This window comes from Pseudomonas entomophila, from assembly GCF_018417595.1.
Taxonomy (GTDB): Bacteria; Pseudomonadota; Gammaproteobacteria; order Pseudomonadales; family Pseudomonadaceae; genus Aquipseudomonas; species Aquipseudomonas entomophila_C.
In genome coordinates this window covers 1,881,877-1,906,300 of the sequence record NZ_CP070982.1, presented here as the reverse complement: position 1 = coordinate 1,906,300, position 24,424 = coordinate 1,881,877, and the positions used below count along the sequence as shown (strand labels likewise).

The window sequence follows — 24,424 nt, the reverse complement described above, 5'->3', positions numbered from 1 at the left end:
TCAACGTCAGCGTCCTGCGAATGGTTTCGCCCCTACTACTTTATAGCTAATAGCAAGAAGCCATGCCAGCAGTCCCGCGACTCAGCGCAGGCGCAGTTGCCAGGCCCGGTGGATGCGGTTGTTACGGGCGAAATCCGGGTCCAGGGTCTGGGCACTGATTTCCTCCACGGCATACCGCGCGCCCAGGTGCTCGTCGAGCTGGAACTTGCGGAAGTTGTTGGAGAAATACAGCACCCCGCCGGGGGCCAGGCGCGCCATGGCCAAGTCGAGCAGTTCCACATGATCGCGCTGCACATCGAACACGCCTTCCATGCGCTTGGAGTTGGAGAAGGTCGGCGGGTCGATGAAGATCAGGTCGAAGCTTTCCTGGCTGTTCTGCAGCCAGGCCATCACGTCACTTTGCTCCAGACGGTTGCGCTCGGAGAAACCATTGAGCGACAGGTTGCGACGGGCCCAGTCCAGGTAGGTCTTGGACAGGTCGACGCTGGTGGTGCTGCGCGCACCGCCCTTGGCCGCGTGCACGGTGGCCGTGGCGGTATAGCAGAACAGGTTGAGGAAACGCTTGCCGGCAGCCTCGCGCTGGATGCGCATGCGCATCGGGCGATGATCGAGGAACAGGCCGGTGTCCAGGTAGTCGGTGAGGTTGACCAGCAGCTTGACGCCGCCCTCAGTCACTTCCTGGAAGCGGCCTTCGGTGGCCTGGCGCTCGTACTGGCGAGTGCCGCTCTGGCGTTCGCGGCGCTTGAGCACCACGCGCTGCGGGTCGATGCCCAGCGCCTGGGGGATTGCCGCCAGGGCATCGAGCAGACGTACCTGGGCCTTGTCCGGATCGACCGAACGGGGCGCGGCGTATTCCTGGACGTGCACCCAGTCCTGGTACAGATCCACTGCCAGGGCGTACTCGGGCATGTCGGCATCGTAGACGCGATAGCAATCGACCTGCTCGCGGCGGGCCCACTTGCCCAGTTGCTTGAAGTTCTTCTGCAGGCGATTGGCGAACATCTGCGCCCCCTCGGACAGACGCGCCGGTTCGCTGGCCACCGGGGCCTGGCGACGGGGCTCGCCCTCTTCGACTGCGGCCTGGCGGCGTTCACCCGTGACGAACTGGTCGGGCTGCACCTTGAACAACAGCAGCTTGCACGGCAACGCGCCGTTCCAGAATGCGTACTGCTTGTGGCTACGAATGCCCATGCGCTTGCCCAGCTCGGGCGCGCCGGTGAACACCGCAGCCTCCCAGCCCATGCAAGCCTGGCGCAGACGCTCGCCCAGGTTCTGGTAGAGGTACAGCAGGCTGGCTTCATCGCCCAGACGCTCGCCGTAGGGCGGGTTGCTGATCACCAGGCCCTTCTGGTTCTGGTCTGGGCGCGGCTCGAAACTGGCCACCTCGCCCTGGTAGATCTTCACCCAGTCACCCAGGCCTGCGCGCTCGACGTTGTTGCGCCCCGGCTGGATCAGGCGTGGGTCGGCCTCGTAGCCGCGAATCCACAGCGGTGGCTTGGCAAGGCCCGCCTGGGCACGGGCCTGGGCCTCGTCGTGCAGCTTGCGCCACAGCGCCGGCACATGACCGAGCCAGGCGCTGAAGCCCCAGCGCTCGCGCTTGAGGTTGGGCGCGATGTCGGCGGCGATCATCGCCGCCTCGACCAGGAAGGTGCCCACGCCGCACATCGGGTCGGCCAGGGCGCCGCCTTCGGCGGCGATACGTGGCCAGCCGGCACGGATCAACACCGCCGCCGCCAGGTTTTCCTTCAACGGCGCGGCGCCTTGCTGCAAGCGATAGCCGCGCTGGTGCAGGCTGTGGCCGGACAGGTCGAGGGACAGGATCGCCTCGCCACGGTCCAGGCGCAGGTGCACGCGCAGGTCGGGGTCGAGCTTGTCCACCGAAGGGCGCAGACCCTCGCGGTTGCGCAGCTTGTCGACGATGGCGTCCTTCACTTTCAGGGCGCCGAAGTGGGTGTTGTCGATGCCCGAGCCATGGCCGCTGAATTCCACCGCCAGGGTGCCATCGGCTTCCAGGTGTTCGGCCCAGTCGACGGCATGCACGCCATCGTACAGGTCGTCGGCGTTCTTCATCGAGAAGCGCTTGAGCACCAACAGCACCCGGTTGGCCAGGCGCGACCAGAGGCACAGGCGATAGGCGGTTTCCATGTCGGCCGAGCCGCGGATGGCCGAAGTGTGTTCACGCACTTCGGTCAGGCCCAGGTGGTTCGCCTCTTCGGCGAGCAGGCCTTCGAGACCTTTGGGGCAAGTGAGGTAGAGTTCGAAACGGTCCGACATGAGAGTTCCAGAGCCTTTGGCTAGGTAGATGACAGGCCGACGCGCGACCTGCCGCTGTTTGCCCGCACGCCTTCCAGCAGGCGCCCGGGTGGCCTTGCGGACCAACCGCAAGACCGGGCCGCCCGACGCATCGCCGCCACGCCATTGGCGAAAGCAACTTTGATCGTCAGGCAGTATTAAAAATTCCAGGACGCTGGGCGCAAGGGGCGACCCTTCGTCGCATCAGCAAGTATGACGATCATCATCCAGCAACGCTGGCCAATTGACGTCAATGTTGGTTAAACCCTGATCATAGCGGGCTCAACGGCAAACAAGGTTCAGTCGCATTTATTTACTTATCCCCTCACCCTCGAAAAGGTTACGTCCTTATGACAAATCGATCATTCACACTGTGACCTGCATTCGTTAGAACTGGCCTTAGGTCGTCTCGCAACGGGACGGCACTTTCAGCCCGCCACGCCGGCAGCGGGCGCACACCGGCAGAACGATTCTGCCCGGCCTCGGAGAGGCCGACGGGACATTACAGTCAACAAGTGAGGGCAACACCCTATGAGAAGACTTAAGCGTGATCCGTTGGAAAGAGCATATTCACGTGGCTACCAGTATGGGGTCACCGGCAAATCCCGCGAGCTTTGCCCCTTCAACCTGCCATCCGTTCGCCAGGCCTGGATCAACGGCTGGCGCGAAGGTCGCGGCGACAATTGGGACGGCATGACCGGTACCGCTGGCATTCATAGACTCAACGAAAATCACGCCGTTGGCTGAACGAGGACACTGAATTCGAGTTACCATGCGCGCCCTATCCGGGCGGCGGGCTGCGGCCCAGGGGCCCCTTTTGAGGGGCCCTTTTTTATGGCCTTGAATCGGTGTCGACTGCTTCGCGGATGAATCCGCGCCTACCGGGAACGACGCCCCCTGTAGGAGCGGATTCATCCGCGATGGGCTCACCTCGGCATCGCGGCAATCGCGTCCACGGCCTCGCGAATCAGCGCTGGGCCTTTGTAGATGAAGCCCGAGTAAATCTGCACCAGGCTCGCCCCTGCAGCGATCTTCTCAGCCGCATGACGGCCCTCGGTGATACCACCGGCCGCAATGATCGGCAACTTGCCACCCAGTTCGCCCGCCAGCACCTTCACCGTGTGGGTGCTCTTCTCCAGCACCGGCGCCCCCGACAGGCCACCCGCCTCGCCACCGAAGGGCAAACCCTCGACACCTTCGCGGCCAAGGGTGGTGTTGGTGGCGATCACCGCGTCCATTCCCGATTCCATCAGCGCCGCCGCCACCAGGGCGGTTTCCTCGTCGCTCATGTCCGGGGCGATCTTGATCGCCAGGGGCACGCGCTTGCCGTTGCTCACCGCCAGTTGCTCGCGACGCTCGGCCAGGGCATCGAGCAGTTGCTTGAGCGAGTCGCCGAACTGCAGGCTGCGCAGGCCCGGAGTGTTGGGCGAGCTGACGTTGACGGTGATGTAGCTGGCGTCGTTGTAGACCTTCTCCAGGCAGATCAGGTAGTCATCCTGGGCGCGCTCGACCGGGGTGTCGAAGTTCTTGCCGATGTTGATACCCAGCACGCCGCTGTACTTCGAAGCCCGCACCCGCGTCAGCAGGTTGTCGACACCCAGGTTGTTGAAGCCCATGCGGTTGATGATCGCGGTGGCCTCGGGAATACGGAACAGGCGCGGCTTGGGGTTGCCCGGCTGCGGGCGCGGCGTCACGGTGCCGATCTCGACGAAACCGAAACCCAGCTGGGCGAAGCCATCGATGGCCGCGCCGTTCTTGTCCAGGCCCGCGGCCAGGCCGACCGGGTTGGCGAAGTTCAAGCCCATGACGCTCACCGGCAACGCCGCCGGTTGCTTGCACAGCAGGCCATTGAGCCCAAGGCGGCCACCGGCGCCGATCAGGTCCAGCGAGAGGTCGTGGGAGGTTTCCGGGGAAAGCTTGAACAGCAGCTGGCGGGCCAGGGTATACATGGGCGGGCGGACTCGCGGTGTGTGAGGGGGCGATTATAGCCAGCGCGCCGCCGTGGCGACAGGGCCCTGGCACATGGGTTGCTTCTTCTGCTCCATGCAGTTGCGCTGCCCCCCCCGAGGAGCCCCGTGAATACAGCCCCCCCGACAATGCCCCTGGCCTGGGTCAACGGCAGCGATGCCCCCGAGAAGACCTGCCTGGACATCGGTTTCATGGCCCTGACCGACTGCGCCTCGGTGATCGTGGCCGCCACCCAGGGCTTCGCCCAGCAGCAGGGCCTGACCCTGAACCTGCACCGCCAGGCCTCCTGGGCCGGCCTGCGCGACAAGCTGACCCGGGGCGAGCTGGACGCCGCCCACTGCCTGTACGGGCTGGTCTATGCCGTGCAGCTGGGCGTGGGCGGCGGCCCAGCCAGGGAGATGGCGGTGCTCATGGGCCTGAACCAGAACGCCCAGGCCATCAATCTCTCGCCTGCGCTGCAGCGCAAGGGCGTGACCAGCCCCGAGGCACTGGCCCGGCTGGTGCACCAGCATGGCGCACGGCTGACCTTCGCCCAGACCTTCCCCACCGGCACCCACGCCATGTGGCTGTACTACTGGCTGGCCAGCCAGGGCATTCACCCATTGCGTGACGTCGACAGCGTGGTAGTGCCACCCGCGCAGATGGTCGCCCACCTGCAGGCCGGGCGCATCGACGGCTTCTGTGCCGGCGAGCCCTGGTCGGCCGACGCCATCGCCAAGGGCCAGGGCTTCACCTTGGCCACCAGCCAGGCAGTGTGGCCGGACCACCCGGAGAAGGTGCTGGCCTGCGCCCGCAGCTTCGTCGAGCAATACCCCAACAGCGCCCGGGCACTGATCAAGGCGGTCCTCGCCGCCAGCCGGTTCATCGAACAGAACCTCGAGAACCGGCGTGGCACCGCACAGTTGCTCAGTGGCGACAGCTACCTGGGCATCCCGGTGAGCAGCATCGAACCGCGCCTGCTCGGCGATTACCAGGATGGCCTGGGCAACCGCTGGCAGGACCGCCACGCATTGCGCCTGTTCGACCAGGGGCGCGCCAACCTGCCCTACCTCTCCGACGGCATGTGGTTCATGACCCAGTTCCGCCGCTGGGGCATCCTGCGCGAAGACCCGGATTACCTCGATGTGGCACGCCAAGTCCAGCAAATGGCCTTGTACCGTGAGGCTGCCGAAGCCTTGCACGTACCCTGCGCCGAACGACCGATGCGCAGCAGCCTGCTGATCGACGGCAGCCGCTGGGACGGCAGCGACCCCCATGGTTATGCGCGCAGCTTCAGCCTGCACGCCCTGGACGCGGCGCCCGGCGCGCGCGTCGGACACTGAGGGACGATCATGTTGCGCATCCTGCTGATCGACGACACCGAAAAGAAGGTTGGCCGCCTCAAGGCCGCATTGAGCGAGGCGGGCTTCGAGGTGATCGAGGCCGGCGGCCTGACCATCGACCTGCCCGGCTGCGTCGAAACGGTGCGCCCGGACGTGGTGCTGATCGATACCGAGTCACCCGGCCGGGATGTACTGGAGCAGATGGTGCTGGTCAGCCGCGACCACCCACGGCCCATCGTGCTGTTCACCGACGAACACGATCCCGGGGTGATGCGCCAGGCGATCCAGGCCGGAGTCAGCGCCTATATCATCGAAGGCATCCACGCGGCACGCCTGCAGCCCATCCTCGACGTCGCCATGGCGCGTTTCGAGAGCGACCAGGCGCTGCGTGCCCAACTGCAGGCCCGCGACCAGCAGTTGGCTGAACGCAAGCGCATCGAGCAGGCCAAGGGGCTGCTGATGAAGATGAAGGACTGCAACGAGGAGCAGGCCTACACCCTGATGCGCCGCCAGGCCATGAGCCGCCAGCAGAAGCTGATCCAGGTGGCGGAACAGATCATCGCCCTGTCCGAAATGCTCGGCTGAACACCACCGCCTCTGGACTGCCCCCAAGAAGTTGGCCCGGCTCTTGCTGAAATACAGGCCAGGTAGCCAACGGCGGTTGCCCCCAAACCCCGACAAAGACGTCGCTCCCCTCTCCACAAACGTGGACCGGGCAGCGGCGTCTTTGCGTTTGCACCCCTGTGTTGTGCGCCCAACGAGGTGTTCGATGAATACGAGCTTCTGGAAATCCGGGCATGTGCCCACCCTGTTCGCCGCCTTCCTCTACTTCGACCTGAGTTTCATGGTCTGGTACCTGCTTGGCCCCCTGGCGGTGCAAATCGCTGCAGACCTGCAACTCAGTGCCCAGCAACGAGGCCTGATGGTGGCCACGCCGATCCTGGCCGGCGCACTGCTGCGCTTCGCCATGGGCCTGCTGGTGGACCGCCTGTCGCCGAAGACCGCCGGCCTGATCGGCCAGGTGGTGGTGATCGTCGCCCTGGCCTGCGCCTGGCACCTGGGCGTGCACAGCTATGAACAGGCGCTGTTGCTCGGCGTGTTCCTCGGCTTCGCCGGGGCCTCGTTCGCCGTCTCCCTGCCGCTGGCCTCGCAGTGGTATCCACCACAGCACCAGGGCAAGGCCATGGGCATCGCCGGCGCCGGCAACTCCGGCACGGTGTTCGCCGCCCTGCTGGCGCCCGCCCTGGCGGCTGGCTTTGGCTGGAACAATGTATTCGGCTTTGCCCTGCTGCCGCTGCTGCTGACCCTGGCGCTGTTCGCCCTGCTGGCGCGCAATGCCCCAGAGCGCCCCAAACCGAAAGCCATCGCTGACTACCTCAAGGCCCTGGGCGACCGCGACAGCTGGTGGTTCATGTTCTTCTACAGCGTCACCTTCGGCGGCTTCATCGGCCTGGCCAGCGCCCTGCCCGGCTACTTCAGCGACCAGTACGCCCTGAGCCCCGTCACCGCAGGCTACTACACCGCCGCCTGCGTGTTCGCCGGCAGCCTGATGCGCCCGCTGGGCGGGGCCCTGGCCGATCGCTTCGGCGGCATCCGCACCTTGCTGGCCATGTACGGCGTGGCGGCCGTGTGCATCGCCGCGGTTGGTTTCAACCTGCCCAGCGCGGCCGCCGCGCTGGCACTGTTCGTCAGCGCCATGCTGGGGTTGGGCGCCGGCAATGGCGCGGTGTTCCAGCTGGTGCCGCAACGCTTTCGCCAGGAGATCGGGGTGATGACCGGGCTGATCGGCATGGCCGGTGGTATCGGCGGCTTTCTCCTCGCGGCCGGATTGGGCGCCATCAAGCAGCATACCGGCGACTACCAGCTGGGCTTGTGGCTGTTCGCCAGCCTCGGCTTGCTGGCCTGGTTCGGCCTGCATGGCGTCAAGCTGCGCTGGCGCACCACCTGGGGCTCGGCGGCGGTCACCGCAGCACGGGTATGAGCCTGCGCCTGAGTTTCGCCCAGGCCAGCGCCACTGGGCCGCGGGCGGAAAACCAGGACGCCCTGCGCCTGGTCACCCCCGCGCCGGAGCTGGCCGCCAGCAAGGGTTACCTGTTCGCCCTCGCCGATGGCGTCAGCCAGTGCGCCGATGGCGGGTTGGCGGCACGGGCCAGCCTGCAGGCACTGGCGCTGGACTACTACGCCACACCCGCCACCTGGAGCGTGGCCCAGGCCCTGGACCGTCTGCTGCTGGCGCAGAACCGCTGGTTGCGCGCCCAGGGCAATGGCCAGCCCCTGTTGACCACCCTTAGCGCCCTGGTACTGCGCGGTCGACGCTTCACCCTCGCCCATGTCGGCGATTGCCGCCTGTACCGCTGGCATGGGGGCCGCCTGCAATGCCTGAGCGAGGACCATGTCTGGGGCCAGCCGGGCATGCAGCACGTGCTCAAGCGCGCCCTGGGGCTGGACCAGCAACTGCTGGTGGACTACCTGGAGGGCGACCTGCACGAAGGCGAGTGCTTCCTGCTGCTCAGCGACGGTGTCTGGACCAGCCTGGGAGACACGCATATCCAGGCGATCCTGCGTGAACAGCCAGACCTGCAGGAAGTCGTCGATACACTGGTGGCCTGCGCTCATCTTTGCGGTAGCCAGGACAACGCCAGCGCCTTGCTGGTCCGTATCGATGCGCTGGGCTCGGCCAACCTCGCCGATACACTGGCACAGTCGCAACAATGGCCACTGCCCGGCGCCTTGCGCAGCGGGCAAATGGTCGATGGCTGGACGGTCGAAGGAATGCTCAGCCAAAGCCGTCAGTCACTGCTCTATCGTGTGCGGGATGACCACGGCCAAGCCTGGTTGCTCAAGACGTTGCCCGAAACCCGCGAGGTAGAGCTCAAGGCGACCCAGGGCCTGCTGCTGGAAGAGTGGTTCCTGCGCCGGGTCGCCGGCCGGCACTTTCCCGAGACGCACCCGGCCAGCCAACGCCAACACCTGTATTACCTGATGCGCGAGTATCCAGGTACCACCCTCGCCTGCCTGCTCGCCAACCACGGCCCTTTGCCCCTGCCACAGTGGCTGGAAGTTGCCCGTCAGCTGTTGCAGGCGGTCGGCATACTGCATCGGCGCAATCTGTTGCATCGCGATATCAAGCCGGAAAATCTGCATCTGGGCAGCGATGGTCAGTTGCGTGTGCTGGACTTCGGCCTGGCCTACTGCCCGGGGTTGTCCGAGGACTTGCCCCACACCCTGCCCGGTACGCCGTCGTACATCGCCCCGGAAGCCTTCGATGGCCAGCCACCCAGCCCGCGCCAGGACCTCTATGCGGCGGGTGTGACGCTGTACCACTTGCTGACAGGGCACTACCCCTACGGTGAGATCGAAGCCTTCCAGCGGCCGCGTTTCGGCGCTCCAGTCAGTGCCGCTCGTTATCGCCCCGACTTGCCTGAGTGGTTGCAGCGCAATCTGGAGCAGGCGGTGGCCGCCAATCCAGCGTACCGCTTCGAGACGGCTGAACAGTGGTTGTTGCTGCTTGAGCGCGGGGATCGACAGGAACTGCCCGATCGACCACGCCCGCTGCTGGAGCGTGAGCCGCTGAAGGTGTGGCGAACAGTGGCGCTACTGTCCCTGCTATTCAACCTGGTACTACTGCTCGCCCTGCTCAAGGGATGAACCGCAAGCCGGCGCTCATAGCCCATTGATTTGGCGCAGCACCTGTAGGAGCGGCTTTAGCCGCGATCACCCGCGAAGCGGGTAGCAGAGACCGCGTCGCCTGATTCGCGGCTGAAGCCGCTCCTACAGATAACCCTGTTTCCCGCACGAAGCTCAAGGAGCCGGGCGATCTGGCGCTCTTGAACAGCAGGCAAAGAAAAACCCGGCCGAGGCCGGGTTTTTCGTGAAGCGTCAAACCAATTACTTGGCCTGGGCTTCTACCTGAGCTTCTACGCGACGGTTAACGGCGCGGCCAGCTTCGGTGGCGTTGTCGGCGACCGGACGGGTCTCACCGTAGCCAACCGAGCTAACACGGCTCGATTCTACGCCGTACTGCTGGGTCAGGACCTGCTTGACAGCGTTGGCACGACGCTCGGACAGCTTCTGGTTGTAAGCGTCTGGGCCGACGGAGTCAGTGTGACCTTCCACGGTGGTGGTGGTCTGTGGGTACTGCTTCATGAAGTCAGCCAGGTTCTTGATGTCGCCGTAGCTGTTTGGCTTGACGACCGACTTGTCGAAGTCGAACTTGACGTCCAGCTCAACGCGAACGACTTCGGCAACAGCCGGGCAGCCATCAGCGTCAACGGTAACGTTGGCTGGGGTGTCAGGGCACTTGTCGACGTTGTCGCAGACGCCGTCGTTGTCGCTGTCGGAGCAGACTTCGGCAACTGGAGCCGGCGCAGGAGCGGCTTTCTGGCCACCGCTGCCACCGAAGTTCAGACCCAGACCAACGGTCGGACCCCACTCGGTGTTGCCGTTGTCGATGTTGTACATGGCTTCAACGCCGGCACGGGCGAAGAACATGTCGGTGATGTACCACTTGGCGCCAGCGCCAACGTTGGCGAAGGTGGAGTGGTCACGGCCGCTGCGAGTGGCCTGGCCCAGGCTCTCGTGAGCGAAACCAGCGGAAACGTACGGACGCAGTGCATCGCCGACGGTACCGAAGTGGTAGGTGGCGTCCAGCTTGGTTTTCGAGCCTTTGATGTCTTTGTTGAAGACTTCGCCACGAGCGTTGTGAGTCTCGTTGTAGCCCAGGTCAAGGGAGACGTCGTCGGTCAGGAAGTAACCGAGGCGAACACCAGGGTTGGTGCCGTCGTTCTTGAAGTTGCGCTCGCTATCGTAGAACTGCTTGGTGACGTTGCCTTCGATTTCGACCGCGCCTTGGCCCTGTGCCAGAGCACCGAGCGAAGTAGCGGCTACGAGAGTACCAATGGCCAAGCCCAAGGTGTTTTTCAATTTCATCCGTTAAATCCCCATCTGGTGATAGTTAAGCAGTCCCACCAACATCCGGGGGACAACTCGACGGCTAGTCTAGCAGAACTTGCCGGTTGGTTAGAGGTATTTGCAGCCGACTAAGTTTCAGCCAGGCCTGCAAATTTCTCTCTAAGCTTGTCGAGCGCACGCTTGTAGCGCATTTTCGTGGCGCTCAGGCCCATGTGCATGATGTCCGCGATCTCCTGGAATTCCAGCTCTGCGACAAATCGCAGCACCAGGATTTCCCGGTCGATCGGGTTCACATGCACCAGCCATTTATCCAGCCCGCCTTTTTCTTCAGGCTTCGGTGCCGTGTCCTCGGACGCCTCTTCGACAGGGTCCAGGCTCAAGGCATCCATCAACCTTCGTTTGCGACGCTCCTTGCGGTACTGGGTGATGCATTCGTTGTAGGTGATGCTGTAGAGCCAGGTCTTGAACTTCGATTTGCCCTCGAAGTTCTTCAGCCCGTACAGCACCTTCAACATCACCTCCTGACAGACATCGTCGGCATCCCGATCGTTCCCCAGGTAGCGCGCGCAGACGTTGAACAGCGTCCGCTGGTAGCGCCGCATGAGTTCCTCATAGGCGCGGGTAACGTGAAACAGCTCCTCATGCGAACGCGCCACCAACTCCTCGTCGGTGAGCTCCCGGGGGTCATAGCGCATGGGCGGCGAATGAACTTTATTCAAAACGGATCTGGCCGACAGTCAGGTCAATGTCGCCGCTCGGCCCCCTTGGGCCGATTTCGCGGCGGCATACATTAACAGCTTTTGTGCGGTTAGCGGCTATTCACGCGCTGCTCGAGCAGCACGCGATTAGAAAACGACACTAATTCGCCATCATCAGTGAGTAGCGTCGTCTTGACCGTGCCGATCTCCTCGATATGCCCTTCGACCTCGCCAATACGCACCTGCTGGCCTACTTGATACAGCTCGCGCACATAGATTCCTGCCAGGATCTGCCCGGCGATTTCACGGCTGCCCAGGCCCATCGCCAGTGCAACGGCCAGACCAACGGTAATCAAACCGATGACGATCACGTGGTTCAGCAGGTCGGTCTTGACCTCCAGCTGGCTGATGGCCACCGAGATGCTGATGATGATCACCAGGCCCTGGACGATACGCCCGACGCCTGCGGCGTACTCCAGGCCGATACCCTCGGCGGCGCCGCGCACCAGGCCATTGGCCAGTTGTGCCAGCAGCACACCGGCCAGCAGCACCAGCGCCGCGCCGAACACTTTGGGCAGGTACAGGGCGAGCATGTCGAGGGTTGCCGAAACCCGCTCAAGCCCAAGCGACTCAGCGGCCGAAACCAGGAAGATCAGCAGCACGAACCAGTAGACGACCTTGCCGATCAGCGTCGAGATCGGCACCTGGATGCCGACCCGGGCCAGCATCTTGGTCAGCCCGGTGCCGCTCATCAGGCGGTCGAGGCCGAACTTGGCGAGCACCTTGGAGAGCAGGGTGTCGAGCAGCTTGGCCACGACGAAACCAAGCAGCACCACGACCAGCGCGCCGAACAGGTTGGGGATGAAGTTCGCCACCTTGGTCCAAAGGGCGGTCATGGCGGTGACCAGGCTCTGGGTCCAGAGATCGAGTTCCATATTCAATCGGCCTTATCTGCGTGCCTGCCAGCGGCAGCGTTGCGGGTAGAGTTGCGACGGACCGGCGCGACATGCGCCGAGCCATTGTTCACGGCAATCAGCAGCGCCTGGCTCCAGCGGCCAAGCAAGCTGAACAGATCACCCGCGCCGACCTGGCGGTTGGCGGTCTTGAGCACGCGACCCAGGCAAGCGGCGTCGTCACGGTCATGGCCGGACGGCGACGCCTTGAGCAGGTCGCGCAGGGATTCTTCAAACGGATCGTGCATGGGCACCTCGCGCAATGTGAGTCAAAGACGAGGGCGCCGCCCGATGGGTCACACATGAATGTGGGACGAATGTTTCAAAATGAGATTTGCGCCCGCCTTGCCCCGTGATGAGACGCATCACACCCACCTCAGCCGCCGGAACAACAGCCACTGCCCCACCGCCAACCCCAGCACGATCAGGCTGGCGAACAGGAAGCCATAAGGGCTGCTGGAACCCGGAATACCGCCGACGTTGATGCCCAGCAGACCAGTCACGAAGCTCATGGGCAGGAAGATGCAGGTGATGATGCCGAAGCGGTACATGGTCCGGTTCATCCGCTCGCTGCGCCGCCGATCCTCGCTCTCCAGCACCAGCGCGGCGCGCTCGCGGGCCAGTTCCAGCTCTTCCAGGTAGCGGATCAGACTGTTGTTCAGCTCGTTCCAGTAGTCCGCGTCGGGGTCGGCGAACCAGCTGCACTTGTTGCGCGACAACTGGGCGTAGATATCCCGCTGCGGGGCGAGGAAACGGCGCAGGCCGGCGGCGCGACGACGGATTTGCTGCAGGCTGCCCTGCTCTGGTGCATACCGTTCGTCGGATTCCACCTTCTCTTCCTCGAGATCGACGGCTTCCGACAGGTCGCTGACCAGTGCCTGGACCTTTTCCGTCAACAGCTCGCCCATCAGCAGGAGCAGTTCGGAGGCAGATTTCGGCCCCCTGCCCTCGTCCAGCTGTTGCAGTATTTCGTCACTGGCGCGCAAAGGGCGCAGGCGCAGCGAGATGACCCGGCGCGCCTCGGCGAAGATGCGCACCGACACCATGTCTTCAGGCTCCGCGCCCGGGTTGAGGTTGACGCCGCGCAGGAACAGCAGCATCTGCTCGTTGGCCAGTTGCAGCAGGCGTGGACGGGTGTTTTCCTCCAGCAGCAGGTCGCAGGCGAACGCGCTCAGGCCACTGTCCTGCAGCAGCCAGGTGCGGGTCTGCGGGTGGCTGCGATCCCAATGCAGCCACAGGCTCTCATGAGCATCCAACTGCAGATCGTCCAGCTCGGTCCGGGCGATCGAACGCGCGCCGCCCTTGCCATCGAGCACCAGGGCATGCACCAGGCCCCACTGCGCGTTGTCTTCCTCGAACATCAAAGCTCCATCAGCGCCCGCGGCGCGTCACTCCGGCATCTTCAGCGGGCTTGGCGAGACGATGACGCCATTGTTGTCGGCATACACATACTCGCCCGGGCGGAAGGTCACGCCGGCAAACGTGACCGCGACGTTGAGGTCGCCGATGCCGCGTTTGTCGGTCTTCATCGGGTGGCTGGCCAGGGCCTGCACGCCGACATCGGTCTGCACCAGCACATCGACGTCACGCACGCAGCCGTAGATCACCAGGCCTTCCCAGCCATTCTTCGCGGCTTTCTCTGCAAGCATGTCGCCCAGCAGCGCGCGGCGCAGCGAACCGCCGCCATCGACCACCAGGACCTTGCCCTTGCCGTCGAGATCGACTTGCTCCTTGACCAGCGAGTTGTCCTCGAAGCACTTGATGGTGACGATCTGGCCACCGAACGAATCGCGGCCACCGAAGTTGCTGAACATGGGTTCGAGCACCTGGACCAGGTCCGGGTAGGCGTCGCACAGGTCGGGCGTTACGTAATGCTGCATGGGGAAACTCCTGTCAGTCACAACGAAAGCGAAGGTGGCATCAAGGCTACACCTTGGACGGCATGGCAGTCATCCGGGACCGGTCAGTCAGTTTGCTGCTGCGTGTACCGGCTCAGCCGCCACCGTCGAGGCATGCACCGCGACCAGCGGATCCCTCAACCAGCGCTCCACCAGCGGCCACACCTGCGCCTGCGCCGCCTTGCTGACCAGCATGTCGACATGCCCGAAGGCCTCGAAGCCCTCCTCGCGCCCCAGCCGCAGGAACTGCTTGCTGTCGCCGCCGAACTGTTCGAACAGCTTGCGGCAGGCCCACACCGGGTCCTGGAAGTCCGCCGCGCCGGCCACCGCCAGCAGCGGCACCTCGACGTCCGCCAGCCCCGCCCACCAGTCCTGCTCCTTGTCACCAAAGCGACCGAACAGGCCATTCCAGCGCAGGCTTTCCAGGGCCAGGCCAATGGGCTCGTCCTCCGGGCCACGCTTGAGGCGCGAGCCGGAAATCTGCGCAAAACGCTTGATCAACAGGCGCGCGCCCCACTCCACCGGCGGCACCTTCAACGGCCAGTAGACACGGCTGACCTGGGTGCCGAAGAGCGCCGCGCTGGCCACCAGCCCGGCCTCCAGGTACCCGCTGCCCAGGGCTGCGGCCAGCGTGATGCCGCCCAACGAGTGCCCAACCCAGTGCGGCACCTGGCCGGTCTGCTCGTGAACGAACGCAGCAATCACCGGCAAGTCGTAGCGGGCGTAGTCCGCTACCCGGTTGTGCCGCCAGTCACGGTTGCGCGGCGACAGGCCGTGACCGCGCATTTCCGGGACCCAAACGTCGAATCCGGCGCGTGCGAGGAAGGCACCCAGGCCGATACCCTTTGGCGAGAACCAGAACCGTCGGTTGGAAAAACTGCCGTGCAGCAGAATGACCGGCACGCCCTGGGCGCGCCGTTGATCAGCCAGCCCCAGGCGGGTGACTGCCAGTTCGACGCTCGGGTCCGGGCTGTTGCCGGCCTTGATCCGATAGACGTCTTCGCTGAGGTCGCCGCGGCGCTCGGCACTGAGCAACGCGACGGGGAAAAGGGTGCTGCTGCTTTGCATGGATTCACGAACAAACTAAGGACATGAACGTGGGAGCGGGCTTGACCCGCGATTGAACCAGGCCGACGGACAGTGCTGTCCTGGCTGGCGCTATCGCGGGGCAAGCCCGCTCCCACAGGGTTTCATGCGGGAGCGCACGGGCGCTCCCGCAGGTATTGCATCAGGCCGCGCCCTGGCCTTCGGCCAGGAAGAACCAGGTTTCAAGCACCGAGTCCGGGTTCAGCGACACGCTCTCGATACCCTGTTCCATCAGCCACTTGGCGAGGTCCGGGTGGTCCGACGGGCCCTGGCCGCAGATGCCGATGTACTTGCCGGCCTTGTTGCACGCCTGGATGGCGTTGGCCAGCAGCTTCTTCACGGCCGGGTTACGCTCGTCGAACAGGTGGGCGATGATGCCGGAGTCGCGGTCCAGGCCCAGTGTCAGCTGAGTGAGGTCGTTGGAGCCGATGGAGAAGCCGTCGAAGTACTCGAGGAACTCCTCGGCCAGCAGCGCGTTGGACGGCAGTTCACACATCATGATCACGCGCAGGCCGTTGTCGCCGCGGGCCAGGCCGTTCTCGGCGAGCAGATCGACGACCTGGCTGGCCTCGCCCAGGGTGCGCACGAACGGCACCATGATCTCGACGTTGGTCAGGCCCATATCGTTGCGCACGCGCTTGAGTGCGCGGCACTCGAGCTCGAAGCAGTCACGGAACGATTCGCTGATATAGCGCGAGGCGCCACGGAAGCCCAGCATCGGGTTCTCTTCTTCCGGCTCGTACAGCTTGCCGCCGATCAGGTTGGCGTACTCGTTGGACTTGAAGTCCGACAGGCGCACGATGACCTTTTTCGGGTAGAAGGCCGCGGCCAGGGTGCTGATGCCCTCGACCAGTTTCTCGACATAGAAGCCAACCGGATCATCGTAGCCGGCGATGCGCTTGTCGACGCTGTCTTTCAGCTCAGGCGGCAGGCCGGCGTAGTTGAGCAGCGCCTTGGGGTGCACGCCGATCATGCGGTTGATGATGAATTCCAGGCGCGCAAGGCCCACACCGGCGTTGGGCAACTGAGCGAAGTCGAAGGCGCGGTCCGGGTTGCCGACGTTCATCATGATCTTGAACGGCAGCTCGGGCATGGCGTCCACCGAGTTCTGCTTGATGTCGAAGCCCAGCTCGCCTTCGAAGATGAAGCCGGTGTCGCCTTCGGCGCAGGAAACGGTGACGCCCTGGCCGTCTTTGAGCACCTGGGTGGCGTTGCCGCAACCGACGACCGCCGGGATGCCCAGCTCACGGGCGATGATCGCCGCGTGGCAGGTACGGCCGCCGCGGTTGGTGACAATGGCGCTGGCGCGTTTCATCACCGGTTCCCAGTCCGGGTCGGTCATGTCCGAGACCAGCACGTCGCCCGGCTGGACCTTGTCCATTTCCGAGACGTCGTGGATCACGCGGACCTTGCCCGCGCCGATGCGCTGGCCAATGGCCCGGCCTTCGACCAGCACGGTGCCCTTCTCTTTCAGCAGGTAGCGCTCCATGACATTGGCGCTGGAGCGGCTCTTCACGGTCTCGGGGCGGGCCTGGACGATGTACAGCTTGCCGTCGTCACCGTCCTTGGCCCACTCGATGTCCATCGGGCGCTGGTAGTGCTGCTCGATGATCATGGCCTGCTTGGCCAGTTCGTTGACTTCGGCGTCGCTCAGGCAGAAGCGTGCGCGTTCAGCACGGTCGACTTCGACGGTCTTGACCGAACGGCCGGCCTTGGCTTCGTCGCCGTAGACCATCTTGATCGCCTTGCTGCCCAGGTTGCGGCGCAGGATCGCCGGGCGACCGGCCTGCAGCGTCTGCTTGTGGACATAGAATTCGTCGGGGTTGACCGCGCCCTGCACGACGGTTTCACCCAGGCCGTAGGCACCGGTGATGAACACCACGTCGCGGAAGCCCGATTCGGTATCGAGGGTGAACATCACGCCAGCGGTGCCGGTTTCCGAGCGGACCATGCGCTGCACGCCGGCGGACAGGGCGACCAGCTTGTGGTCGAAGCCCTGGTGCACGCGGTAGGCGATGGCGCGGTCGTTGAACAGCGAGGCGAAGACTTCCTTGGCGGCACGGATGACGTTGTCGACGCCACGGATGTTGAGGAAGGTCTCCTGCTGGCCAGCGAAGGAGGCGTCCGGCAGGTCTTCGGCGGTGGCCGAGGAACGCACGGCCACGGCCATGTTGTCGTTGCCCTTGGACATCTGCGCGAAGGCCGTACGGATTTCCGAATCCAGGCGCGCCGGGAATTCGGCTTCCATCACCCACTGGCGGATCTGCGCGCCGGTCTTGGCCAGGGCGTTGATGTCGTCCACATCCAGGGCGTCGAGCGCCGCATGGATGCGGTCGTTCAGGCCACTCTGCTCGAGAAAGTCGCGGTACGCCTGGGCCGTAGTGGCAAAGCCGCCCGGCACCGACACGCCGGCACCGGCGAGGTTGCTGATCATCTCGCCGAGGGATGCGTTCTTGCCCCCCACATGCTCCACATCATGGACGCCGAGCTTATCGAGGGAAACTACGTACTCTACCAAGGTGATCTCTCCACTAACTGTATTGGAAAAGCTCAAGGGCGCCCGCCTGCCGGTTGTGCGACTGGGCCGGGACGCTTGTGGCCTGGACCTGGAAAATAAGTGAGAATGCCAAACGACCCTGTTCGGCAAACCGAACCTATCATATCCAGAAATATTCGGCAGCTTAAGGCCCCAGGTGCAAATGAAACGAACTGCGTTCTTCATCTCCGACGGTACCGGCATCACCGCAGAAACGCTGGGCCAGAGCCTGCTCGCACAATTCGAGAGCATTCCGTTCAACAAATTCACGCGCCCCTACATCGATACGCTGGACAAGGCTCGCGCCATGGTCCAGCAGATCAACGCCGCGGCCGAGCGCGACGGGGTGCGCCCAATCATCTTCGACACCATCGTCAACCAGGACATCCGTGAGGTCATGGCCACGTCCAATGGCTTCATGATCGACATCTTCTCGACGTTCTTATCCCCACTCGAGCAGGAATTGACCGCCCATTCGTCTTATTCCGTGGGTAAATCCCACTCGATCGGCGGCAATTCGAACTACATGGAGCGCATCGAGGCGGTCAACTTCGCCCTCGACAACGACGATGGCGCGCGTACCCACTACTACGACAAGGCCGACCTGATTCTGGTGGGCGTGTCGCGGTGCGGCAAGACCCCGACCTGCCTGTACATGGCCATGCAGTTTGGTATTCGCGCCGCCAACTACCCGCTGACCGAGGACGACATGGAGCGCCTGCAGTTGCCAGCGGTGCTGAAGAAGCACCACAACAAGCTGTTCGGCCTGACCATCGACCCCGACCGCCTGACCGCCATCCGCCACGAGCGCAAGCCCAACAGCCGCTATTCGAGCTTTGCCCAGTGCGAGTTCGAGGTGCGCGAGGTGGAGAACCTGTTCCGCAAGGAGAACATCCCCAACATCAACTCCACGCATTTCTCGGTGGAGGAGATTTCGGCGAAGATCCTGGTGGAGAAAGGCGTGGAGCGGCGGTTCAAGTAACGCGAGGGGCTCGCCATAAGATTTTTATCGCCAGCCAGACCGAGCGCCGCCCGCGCGGCGCTCGATTTGCGCACCACCACAAAATCCGCGCCAGGACCCCATGAAAAAGCCCCGGCATCGCTGCCGGGGCTTCTTTTTTTACTTCAACGCAAGGCTCAGGACGGAATCACCACCGCCTGCCCGCTCATCGCCAGGTCGACCAGCTCGCGGTTGGCCACCGCGTACATCGCATAGTCGGTACCGGTGGCGTTGCGCAGATCGTCGAGCATGGCGCGCCAGCGCTCGACCATCACCCGGTGCTGCTCGCACCACAGCGCGACGCGGGCGTCCATGTCGTCCGGCGCATCGGCCATCTGCAACACGGAGATGGTGATCGCCCGCTGCTGCAGGTCGATATCGTCGCGGAACGCCTCGCGGGCCAGGGCCTGCCAGTTGTTGTCCACCGGCAGGTTGCTGATCTCCTGCAGGTACCAGGTCAGGTCCAGCGAGCTACCCACGGCGAAGAACGCCTTGGCCACTTGCGCCGGGTCATGGCCAGTGACGTCCGAGGCCTCGATGATCGGCAGCAGGGTGTACAGGTGGGTGGTCCCCGCGACCATGCGCGCCAGCAGTTCCGGCACGCCGGCCTCGACGAAGCTCTGGTAGCGAACCATCCAGCGCTCGCGGGTCGGCCCTTCCAGCAACTCGTCGAGCTTGAGCCCCAACTGCGCGAGCACCGGCCCGAAGTGGGCGACGTCACGACCCGCGTCCTGCTCGTTGCGCCGGCTACGCAGGAACCAGCGGGTGGCGCGACGGCCCAGGCGCATCAGTTCGTCCATCAACGTCAGCTGGATCTCGGCCGGCACCTGGTAGTCCAACGCCTCGATCTGGCGGAACCAGTGCGGCAGGTGGAAGATGTCGCGCACGATCACATAGGCGCCGGCAACGTTCGCCGGGCTCATGCCGGTGGACTCCTTCAAGCGCTGCACGAAGGTGATGCCCATGTTGTTGACCAGGTCGTTGGCGATCTGGGTGCTGACGATCTCGCGCTTCAGGCGGTGACGGCGCATCGAATCGGCGAACTTGCTCACCAGCGACGGCGGGAAGGCTGTCTCCATGTCACGGGTGAGATAGTCGTCATCCGGCACCAGCGACTTGAGCAGTTGCTCCTTGAGGTCGATCTTGCTGTACGAGATCAGCACCGACAGCTCGGCGCGGGTCAAGCCCTGGCCAGCCGCCAGGCGCTCGGCCAACTGCTCCTCGGTGGGCAGGAACTCGATGGCACGGTCCAGCTTGCCACGGGCCTCAAGGTCGGCCATCAGGCGCTTGTACTCGGCGATCCGCTCGCGGGCGCGGCGGGCCGCCAGCGACAGCGCTTGCGTCTGCTTGTAGTTGTTGCCCAGCACCAGGCCGGCGACTTCGTCGGTCATGCTGCCCAGCAGTTGGTTGCGCTGCTTCTCGGTCATGTCGCCACCCTGCACAACCTCATTGAGCAGGATCTTGATATTGACCTCGTGGTCGGAGCAGTCCACGCCACCGGCGTTGTCGATGAAGTCGGTGTTGGTGGCGCCGCCGTTCAGGCCGAACTCGACACGGCCGAGCTGGGTCATGCCCAGGTTGCCGCCCTCGCCCACCACCTTGCAGCGCAGCTCGTTGCCATTGACGCGCAGGGCGTCGTTGGCCTTGTCGCCGACATCAGCGTGGCTTTCAGTGCTGGCCTTGACGTAAGTGCCGATACCACCGTTCCACAGCAGGTCGACCGGCGCTTGCAGCAGCGCATGCAGCAGCTCGGTGGGTGTCAGGCGGTCGGCTTCGATGGCGAAGCGTTCCTTCATCTGCGGGCTGATGGCGATGCTCTTGGCGCTGCGCGGGAAGATCCCGCCGCCTTCGGACATGATGCTGGTGTCGTAGTCGCTCCAGGCCGAGCGCGGCAAATCGAACAGGCGCTTGCGCTCGACGAAGCTGGTGGCCGGGTCCGGGTTCGGGTCGATGAAGATATGCAGGTGGTTGAACGCCGCCACCAGTTGCAGCTTGTCGGACATCAGCAGGCCGTTGCCGAACACGTCGCCGGCCATGTCGCCGACACCGACCACGGTGATCGGGTCTTCCTGCACGTTGATGCCGCGCTCGCGGAAGTGGCGCTGCACGCCCACCCAGGCGCCACGGGCGGTGATGCCCATCTTCTTGTGGTCGTAGCCGGCCGAGCCGCCCGAGGCGAAGGCGTCGCCCAGCCAGAAGCCGTAGTCGATGGCGATGCCGTTGGCGATGTCGGAGAAGGTCGCGGTGCCCTTGTCCGCCGCCACCACCAGGTACGGGTCGTCGTCATCGTGGCGCACCACGTTCGCAGGCGGCACCACGCCACCGTCCTTGAGGTTGTCGGTGATGTCGAGCAGGCCGGAGATGAAGATGCGGTAGCACGCCACGCCTTCGGCGGCGATCTCGTCACGGCTGCCGCCCAGCGGCAGGCGGCGCGGCAGGAAGCCGCCCTTGGCGCCCACCGGCACGATCACCGAGTTCTTCACCTGCTGGGCCTTGACCAAACCCAGCACTTCGGTGCGGAAGTCCTCTTCGCGGTCCGACCAGCGCAGGCCGCCGCGGGCGACGTTGCCGAAGCGCAGGTGCACGCCCTCGACCCGTGGCGAATAGACGAAGATCTCGAACTTGGGTACCGGTTTCGGCAGCTCGGGGATCAGTTTCGGGTTGAACTTGAAGCTGAAGTAGGACTTGTTCTGGCCGTTGGCGTCCGGCTGGTAGAAGTTGGTGCGCAGCGTGGCCTTGATCAGGTCCAGGTAGCGGCGCAGGATGCGGTCCTCGTTGAGCACCTGGACCTCGTCCAGCGCGGTGAGGATCGCCTGCTCCAGGCGCTGCTGCTTGTCGTCGAGGTCGTCCTGGGTCAGCTTGCGCGCCAGGTAGAAGCGGGTCTTGAACAACCGGGTCAGTTCGCGGGCAATGTCGGTGTGGTTGTTCAGGGTGCTGGCGATGTAGCCCAGGTCGAAGCCCAGGCGGATCTGCTTGAGGTAGCGGGCGTAGGCGCGCAGCAGCGCCACGTCGCGCCATGGCAGGCCGGCGGTCAGCACCAGGCGGTTGAAGGCGTCGTTCTCGGCGTCGCCCTTGACGATATGGACGAAGGCGTCCTGGAAGGTGTCGTTGAGCTGCTGGATGTCGAGGTTCAGGCCTTCGCTGTAGGTGAAGGCGAAGTCGTGGATCCAGAACTCGCGGCCGCTGGCGTGGCGCAGGCGGTACGGGAACTCACCGAGCACGCGCAGGCCGAGGTTTTCCAGGATCGGCAGCACGTCCGACAGCGCCAGCGGCGTGTCGGCGTGGTACAGCTTGCAGTGCAGCGTGCGCTCGCCCAGCTGCGTGAGCGGCTGGTAGAAACTCATGGCCAGCGGCTTGGTTTCCGACAGGTTGAGCACATGCTGCATGTCGACCACCGCCGAATGCGCGGCGAAGCGCTCGCGGTAGCCGGCCGGGAAGCCTTTGGGGAAGTCGGCGAGGATGTTGGTGCCGTGGGCTTCGCCAAAGTTCTCCACCACCAGCGTGGAGAAGTCGTCCTGCCACGAGCGGCAGGCCTGGATCACTTCGTTTTCCAGTTGCTGCAGATCGATGTCGATACGGTTCTTCGGGTCGACGCGCAGGATCAGTTGCACGCGGGCCAGCACCGATTCGGAGAAGAAGGTCCAGAACTCGCAGTCGGTGGCCTTCAGGCGCTCCATCAGCACCTGCTGGATCTTCTGCCGCACTTCGGTGGAGTAGATCTCGCGCGGTACATACGCCAGGCAGTAGCAGAAGCGGCCGTACGGGTCCTTGCGCAGGAACACGCGGATCTTGTTGCGTTCCTGGATCTGCACGATCGACATGGCGGTACTGAACAGCTCGTCGACCGGGGTCTGGAACAGGTCGTCGCGCGGCAACACTTCCAGTACCTGGGCCAGCTCCTTGCCCAGGTGGGCTTTCGGGTCGAAGTGCGAACGGCGCTCGACTTCGGCGACCTTGCCACGGATGTAAGGGATGGTGTGCACGCTCTCGCCATACACCGACGAGGTGTACAGGCCCATGAAGCGGCATTCCTTGACGACGTTACCTTCTTTGTCGATCTGGCGGATCGACACGTAGTCCGGGTAGGCCGGACGGTGCACGCGACTCGGTTGCGAGGCCTTGGCGAACGACAGCAGGCGTGGCTCGCGCAGGTAGGCGACGGCGTAATCCTCGATGCGCAGGTCATCGGCGCCCAGGCCCGCCCGCAGCATGCGCGCCAGGCCCAGGAACGAGCCTTCGTCGTAGACCAGATGGCCGCCGTTGGCATCCGAGGCGACAGTGAACTCCTCGTAGCCGAGGAAGGTGAAATGGTTGTCCAGCAGCCACGACAGGAAGCTTTTCACCTCGGCCTTGTCGCTCTGCGCCGGGCCGAAGGCGTTCTGCTCGACCAGCTCCAGCAGTTCGCGGATCTTGGCTTTCATCGGGTCGAAGTCGGCGACCACGCTGCGCACCTCGGCCAGCACCTGCTCCAGCTCTTTTGTGAGCGTGGTCAGTTCGGCGGCGTTGGCGCAGCGGTCGATTTCCAGGTACATCAGCGACTCGTGGCTGACGCCTTCGCCCTGGGTGCCTTTGGGCAGCAGTTCGACCAGTTCGCCCTTGTTGCCACGGCGCACGCTGAGCACGGTGGTCTGTAGCGTGTGGATGCTGTAGCCACGGCGGTTGAGTTCGGTGCGCACCGAGTCGACCAGGAACGGCAGGTCGTGGTGCAGCACCTCGACCACGGTGTGCGTGGACTGCCAGCCGTGGCGTTCGTAATCAGGGTTGTAGACCCGCACCTGCGGGTGCTGGGGGTCGAAGCGCTCGATGATGCGCCAGGCGGACAGCGTGCAGCCGGCCAGGTCCGACAGCCTGCGCTGGGTGAGTTCGTCCAGAGAGATGATGCCGAAGAACTGTTCGGCGAACAGCGCCACTTGTGGCAGGGACTGTTCGCTGATGTGCTGCGCCAGGGCCGCCTGCAGTTGATGCTGGAAGTCGGCTTTGCTGGCTGCGGTGAAAAACGCCATCTGTGGTACTCCGCTTGGGCTTTGTTATAGGTGAAGCGTCGCGTGCGTCCGCCACGTACGGATCAACGATAGCCAACCCGCGGCAAGCCGGACGGTAAAACCAGGCGTTGGACATGAGCGTCATGTCCACCGACTGGGGAGCTTAACGACTGAACGGTCACTGCGGCTTGCAGCGCTGCGACATATTCGGTCAAGGGGCGGTAACTTTACGTTTATCGCGGCGGTCAAGGCTGTCAGAATTCCCGTTCATTTCCATTGACCCGAGCCGCCCATGCAACTGAAAACCGCCCTGCTCTTCGCCACCCCCTGCGACGACGAGGAAGACAACATGGCGACCCTGTGCTGCCACAGCGACAAGGGCCAGATGTTCCTGCTGACCCGCTATCCGGACGAAGACACCGTCGACCTCACGCTGGACGACGAGCCCTCTACGCTGGATGGGCTGAAGGTGACCCTGAGCGCGCAGCGGCTGCTGATCGAGGTGGCGCCGGGGGATCGTGATGCGCTGAAGGGGGACGAGTCGCTGGAGATCGTGCTGACGTCTACCGGCAGCGACCTGGACGAAGTGGCGCTGACCTTGCGCAATATCCTCGACGGAACCGGGACGTTCGTGTCCGAGGTTTGAACCCGGCACATCGCCTGTGGGAGCGGCCTTGTGTCGCGAAAGGGCTGCGCAGCAGCCCCAGTATCTCGGCGGCGAAGCTGAAATTGCCGGGGCCGCTGTGCGGCCCTTTCGCGACACAAGGCCGCTCCCACA

General features: G+C 64.3%; 18 protein-coding genes. 7 read left to right on the top strand and 11 right to left on the bottom strand.

Features of this window, described 5'->3' with window-relative positions:
• Positions 1–81 precede the first annotated feature (81 nt).
• Positions 82–2,274: a bifunctional 23S rRNA (guanine(2069)-N(7))-methyltransferase RlmK/23S rRNA (guanine(2445)-N(2))-methyltransferase RlmL gene (rlmKL, locus tag JYG34_RS08430; RefSeq protein WP_213660273.1), complete on the bottom strand. Its 2,193-nt coding sequence runs from the start codon at positions 2,272–2,274 to the stop codon at positions 82–84.
• Between the two features lie 549 nt (positions 2,275–2,823).
• Between rlmKL and rmf the strand changes: the two genes are divergently transcribed.
• Positions 2,824–3,039 (top strand): ribosome modulation factor, encoded by a 216-nt coding sequence (rmf, locus tag JYG34_RS08425; protein WP_003248687.1) that lies wholly within the window; start codon positions 2,824–2,826, stop codon positions 3,037–3,039.
• A 179-nt stretch (positions 3,040–3,218) separates the two neighbouring features.
• Here rmf and JYG34_RS08420 read toward each other — a convergent pair whose 3' ends face one another.
• On the bottom strand, positions 3,219–4,241 hold the full coding sequence (locus JYG34_RS08420) for a quinone-dependent dihydroorotate dehydrogenase (RefSeq protein WP_213660272.1): 1,023 nt from the start codon (positions 4,239–4,241) through the stop codon (positions 3,219–3,221).
• Positions 4,242–4,367: 126 nt separating this feature from the next.
• Here JYG34_RS08420 and JYG34_RS08415 point away from each other — a divergent pair, with 126 nt between their 5' ends.
• The 4 genes from JYG34_RS08415 (at position 4,368) to JYG34_RS08400 (ending at position 9,230) form a co-directional block, all read left to right on the top strand.
• Positions 4,368–5,582, top strand: coding sequence for a CmpA/NrtA family ABC transporter substrate-binding protein (locus tag JYG34_RS08415; protein WP_213660271.1), 1,215 nt, complete (start codon positions 4,368–4,370; stop codon positions 5,580–5,582).
• 9 nt (positions 5,583–5,591) lie between these two features.
• Entirely contained in the window at positions 5,592–6,167 is a 576-nt protein-coding gene (locus tag JYG34_RS08410; protein WP_213660270.1) for an ANTAR domain-containing response regulator, read from the top strand.
• Positions 6,168–6,351: 184 nt separating this feature from the next.
• Positions 6,352–7,563: a nitrate/nitrite transporter gene (locus JYG34_RS08405; RefSeq protein ID WP_213660269.1), complete on the top strand. Its 1,212-nt coding sequence runs from the start codon at positions 6,352–6,354 to the stop codon at positions 7,561–7,563.
• On the top strand, positions 7,560–9,230 hold the full coding sequence (locus tag JYG34_RS08400; RefSeq protein ID WP_213660268.1) for a bifunctional protein-serine/threonine kinase/phosphatase: 1,671 nt from the start codon (positions 7,560–7,562) through the stop codon (positions 9,228–9,230). Before JYG34_RS08405 ends, JYG34_RS08400 begins: the two co-directional genes overlap by 4 nt.
• 240 nt (positions 9,231–9,470) lie before the next feature.
• Here JYG34_RS08400 and JYG34_RS08395 read toward each other — a convergent pair whose 3' ends face one another.
• The 8 genes from JYG34_RS08395 to ppsA form a co-directional block, all read right to left on the bottom strand.
• Positions 9,471–10,511 carry an OmpA family protein gene (locus tag JYG34_RS08395; protein WP_213660267.1) on the bottom strand — a complete coding sequence of 347 codons (1,041 nt, stop codon included), beginning with the start codon at positions 10,509–10,511 and terminating at the stop codon, positions 9,471–9,473.
• A gap of 110 nt (positions 10,512–10,621) precedes the next feature.
• Positions 10,622–11,188: an RNA polymerase sigma factor SigX gene (gene sigX, locus JYG34_RS08390; RefSeq protein ID WP_044487874.1), complete on the bottom strand. Its 567-nt coding sequence runs from the start codon at positions 11,186–11,188 to the stop codon at positions 10,622–10,624.
• 113 nt (positions 11,189–11,301) lie between these two features.
• Positions 11,302–12,126: a mechanosensitive ion channel family protein gene (locus tag JYG34_RS08385; RefSeq protein ID WP_213660266.1), complete on the bottom strand. Its 825-nt coding sequence runs from the start codon at positions 12,124–12,126 to the stop codon at positions 11,302–11,304.
• 2 nt (positions 12,127–12,128) lie between these two features.
• Positions 12,129–12,392 (bottom strand): CrfX protein, encoded by a 264-nt coding sequence (locus JYG34_RS08380; RefSeq protein WP_213660265.1) that lies wholly within the window; start codon positions 12,390–12,392, stop codon positions 12,129–12,131.
• Between the two features lie 117 nt (positions 12,393–12,509).
• Complete coding sequence (locus JYG34_RS08375; protein WP_213660264.1) at positions 12,510–13,505, bottom strand: zinc transporter ZntB; 996 nt, start codon at positions 13,503–13,505, stop codon at positions 12,510–12,512.
• Between the two features lie 27 nt (positions 13,506–13,532).
• Positions 13,533–14,024 carry a ribonuclease E activity regulator RraA gene (gene rraA / locus JYG34_RS08370; RefSeq protein ID WP_011532999.1) on the bottom strand — a complete coding sequence of 164 codons (492 nt, stop codon included), beginning with the start codon at positions 14,022–14,024 and terminating at the stop codon, positions 13,533–13,535.
• An 87-nt stretch (positions 14,025–14,111) separates the two neighbouring features.
• Positions 14,112–15,110 (bottom strand): alpha/beta fold hydrolase, encoded by a 999-nt coding sequence (locus JYG34_RS08365; RefSeq protein WP_213660263.1) that lies wholly within the window; start codon positions 15,108–15,110, stop codon positions 14,112–14,114.
• 160 nt (positions 15,111–15,270) lie between these two features.
• Positions 15,271–17,646, bottom strand: a complete 2,376-nt coding sequence (gene ppsA, locus JYG34_RS08360) for a phosphoenolpyruvate synthase (RefSeq protein ID WP_213660262.1) — start codon at positions 17,644–17,646, stop codon at positions 15,271–15,273.
• A 181-nt stretch (positions 17,647–17,827) separates the two neighbouring features.
• Here ppsA and ppsR point away from each other — a divergent pair, with 181 nt between their 5' ends.
• Entirely contained in the window at positions 17,828–18,646 is an 819-nt protein-coding gene (gene ppsR / locus JYG34_RS08355) for a posphoenolpyruvate synthetase regulatory kinase/phosphorylase PpsR (protein WP_213660261.1), read from the top strand.
• 155 nt (positions 18,647–18,801) lie between these two features.
• On the opposite strand, the gene JYG34_RS08350 is transcribed toward ppsR, so the two are convergent.
• On the bottom strand, positions 18,802–23,667 hold the full coding sequence (locus JYG34_RS08350; RefSeq protein WP_213660260.1) for an NAD-glutamate dehydrogenase: 4,866 nt from the start codon (positions 23,665–23,667) through the stop codon (positions 18,802–18,804).
• Between the two features lie 271 nt (positions 23,668–23,938).
• Between JYG34_RS08350 and JYG34_RS08345 the strand changes: the two genes are divergently transcribed.
• Positions 23,939–24,292 carry a hypothetical protein gene (locus JYG34_RS08345; RefSeq protein WP_213660259.1) on the top strand — a complete coding sequence of 118 codons (354 nt, stop codon included), beginning with the start codon at positions 23,939–23,941 and terminating at the stop codon, positions 24,290–24,292.
• The last annotated feature ends 132 nt before the right edge of the window (positions 24,293–24,424 follow it).

Bases quoted from the DNA above. Each gene is read 5' to 3' on its own strand.
- rlmKL (WP_213660273.1), bottom strand. From the start codon at position 2,274: ATGTCGGACCGTTTCGAACTCTACCTCACTTGCCCCAAAGGTCTCGAA.
- rmf (WP_003248687.1), top strand. From the start codon at position 2,824: ATGAGAAGACTTAAGCGTGATCCGTTGGAAAGAGCATATTCACGTGGC.
- JYG34_RS08420 (WP_213660272.1), bottom strand. From the start codon at position 4,241: ATGTATACCCTGGCCCGCCAGCTGCTGTTCAAGCTTTCCCCGGAAACC.
- JYG34_RS08410 (WP_213660270.1), top strand. From the start codon at position 5,592: ATGTTGCGCATCCTGCTGATCGACGACACCGAAAAGAAGGTTGGCCGC.
- JYG34_RS08405 (WP_213660269.1), top strand. From the start codon at position 6,352: ATGAATACGAGCTTCTGGAAATCCGGGCATGTGCCCACCCTGTTCGCC.
- JYG34_RS08400 (WP_213660268.1), top strand. From the start codon at position 7,560: ATGAGCCTGCGCCTGAGTTTCGCCCAGGCCAGCGCCACTGGGCCGCGG.
- JYG34_RS08395 (WP_213660267.1), bottom strand. From the start codon at position 10,511: ATGAAATTGAAAAACACCTTGGGCTTGGCCATTGGTACTCTCGTAGCC.
- sigX (WP_044487874.1), bottom strand. From the start codon at position 11,188: ATGCGCTATGACCCCCGGGAGCTCACCGACGAGGAGTTGGTGGCGCGT.
- JYG34_RS08385 (WP_213660266.1), bottom strand. From the start codon at position 12,126: ATGGAACTCGATCTCTGGACCCAGAGCCTGGTCACCGCCATGACCGCC.
- JYG34_RS08380 (WP_213660265.1), bottom strand. From the start codon at position 12,392: ATGCACGATCCGTTTGAAGAATCCCTGCGCGACCTGCTCAAGGCGTCG.
- JYG34_RS08375 (WP_213660264.1), bottom strand. From the start codon at position 13,505: ATGTTCGAGGAAGACAACGCGCAGTGGGGCCTGGTGCATGCCCTGGTG.
- rraA (WP_011532999.1), bottom strand. From the start codon at position 14,024: ATGCAGCATTACGTAACGCCCGACCTGTGCGACGCCTACCCGGACCTG.
- JYG34_RS08365 (WP_213660263.1), bottom strand. From the start codon at position 15,110: ATGCAAAGCAGCAGCACCCTTTTCCCCGTCGCGTTGCTCAGTGCCGAG.
- ppsR (WP_213660261.1), top strand. From the start codon at position 17,828: ATGAAACGAACTGCGTTCTTCATCTCCGACGGTACCGGCATCACCGCA.
- JYG34_RS08350 (WP_213660260.1), bottom strand. From the start codon at position 23,667: ATGGCGTTTTTCACCGCAGCCAGCAAAGCCGACTTCCAGCATCAACTG.
- JYG34_RS08345 (WP_213660259.1), top strand. From the start codon at position 23,939: ATGCAACTGAAAACCGCCCTGCTCTTCGCCACCCCCTGCGACGACGAG.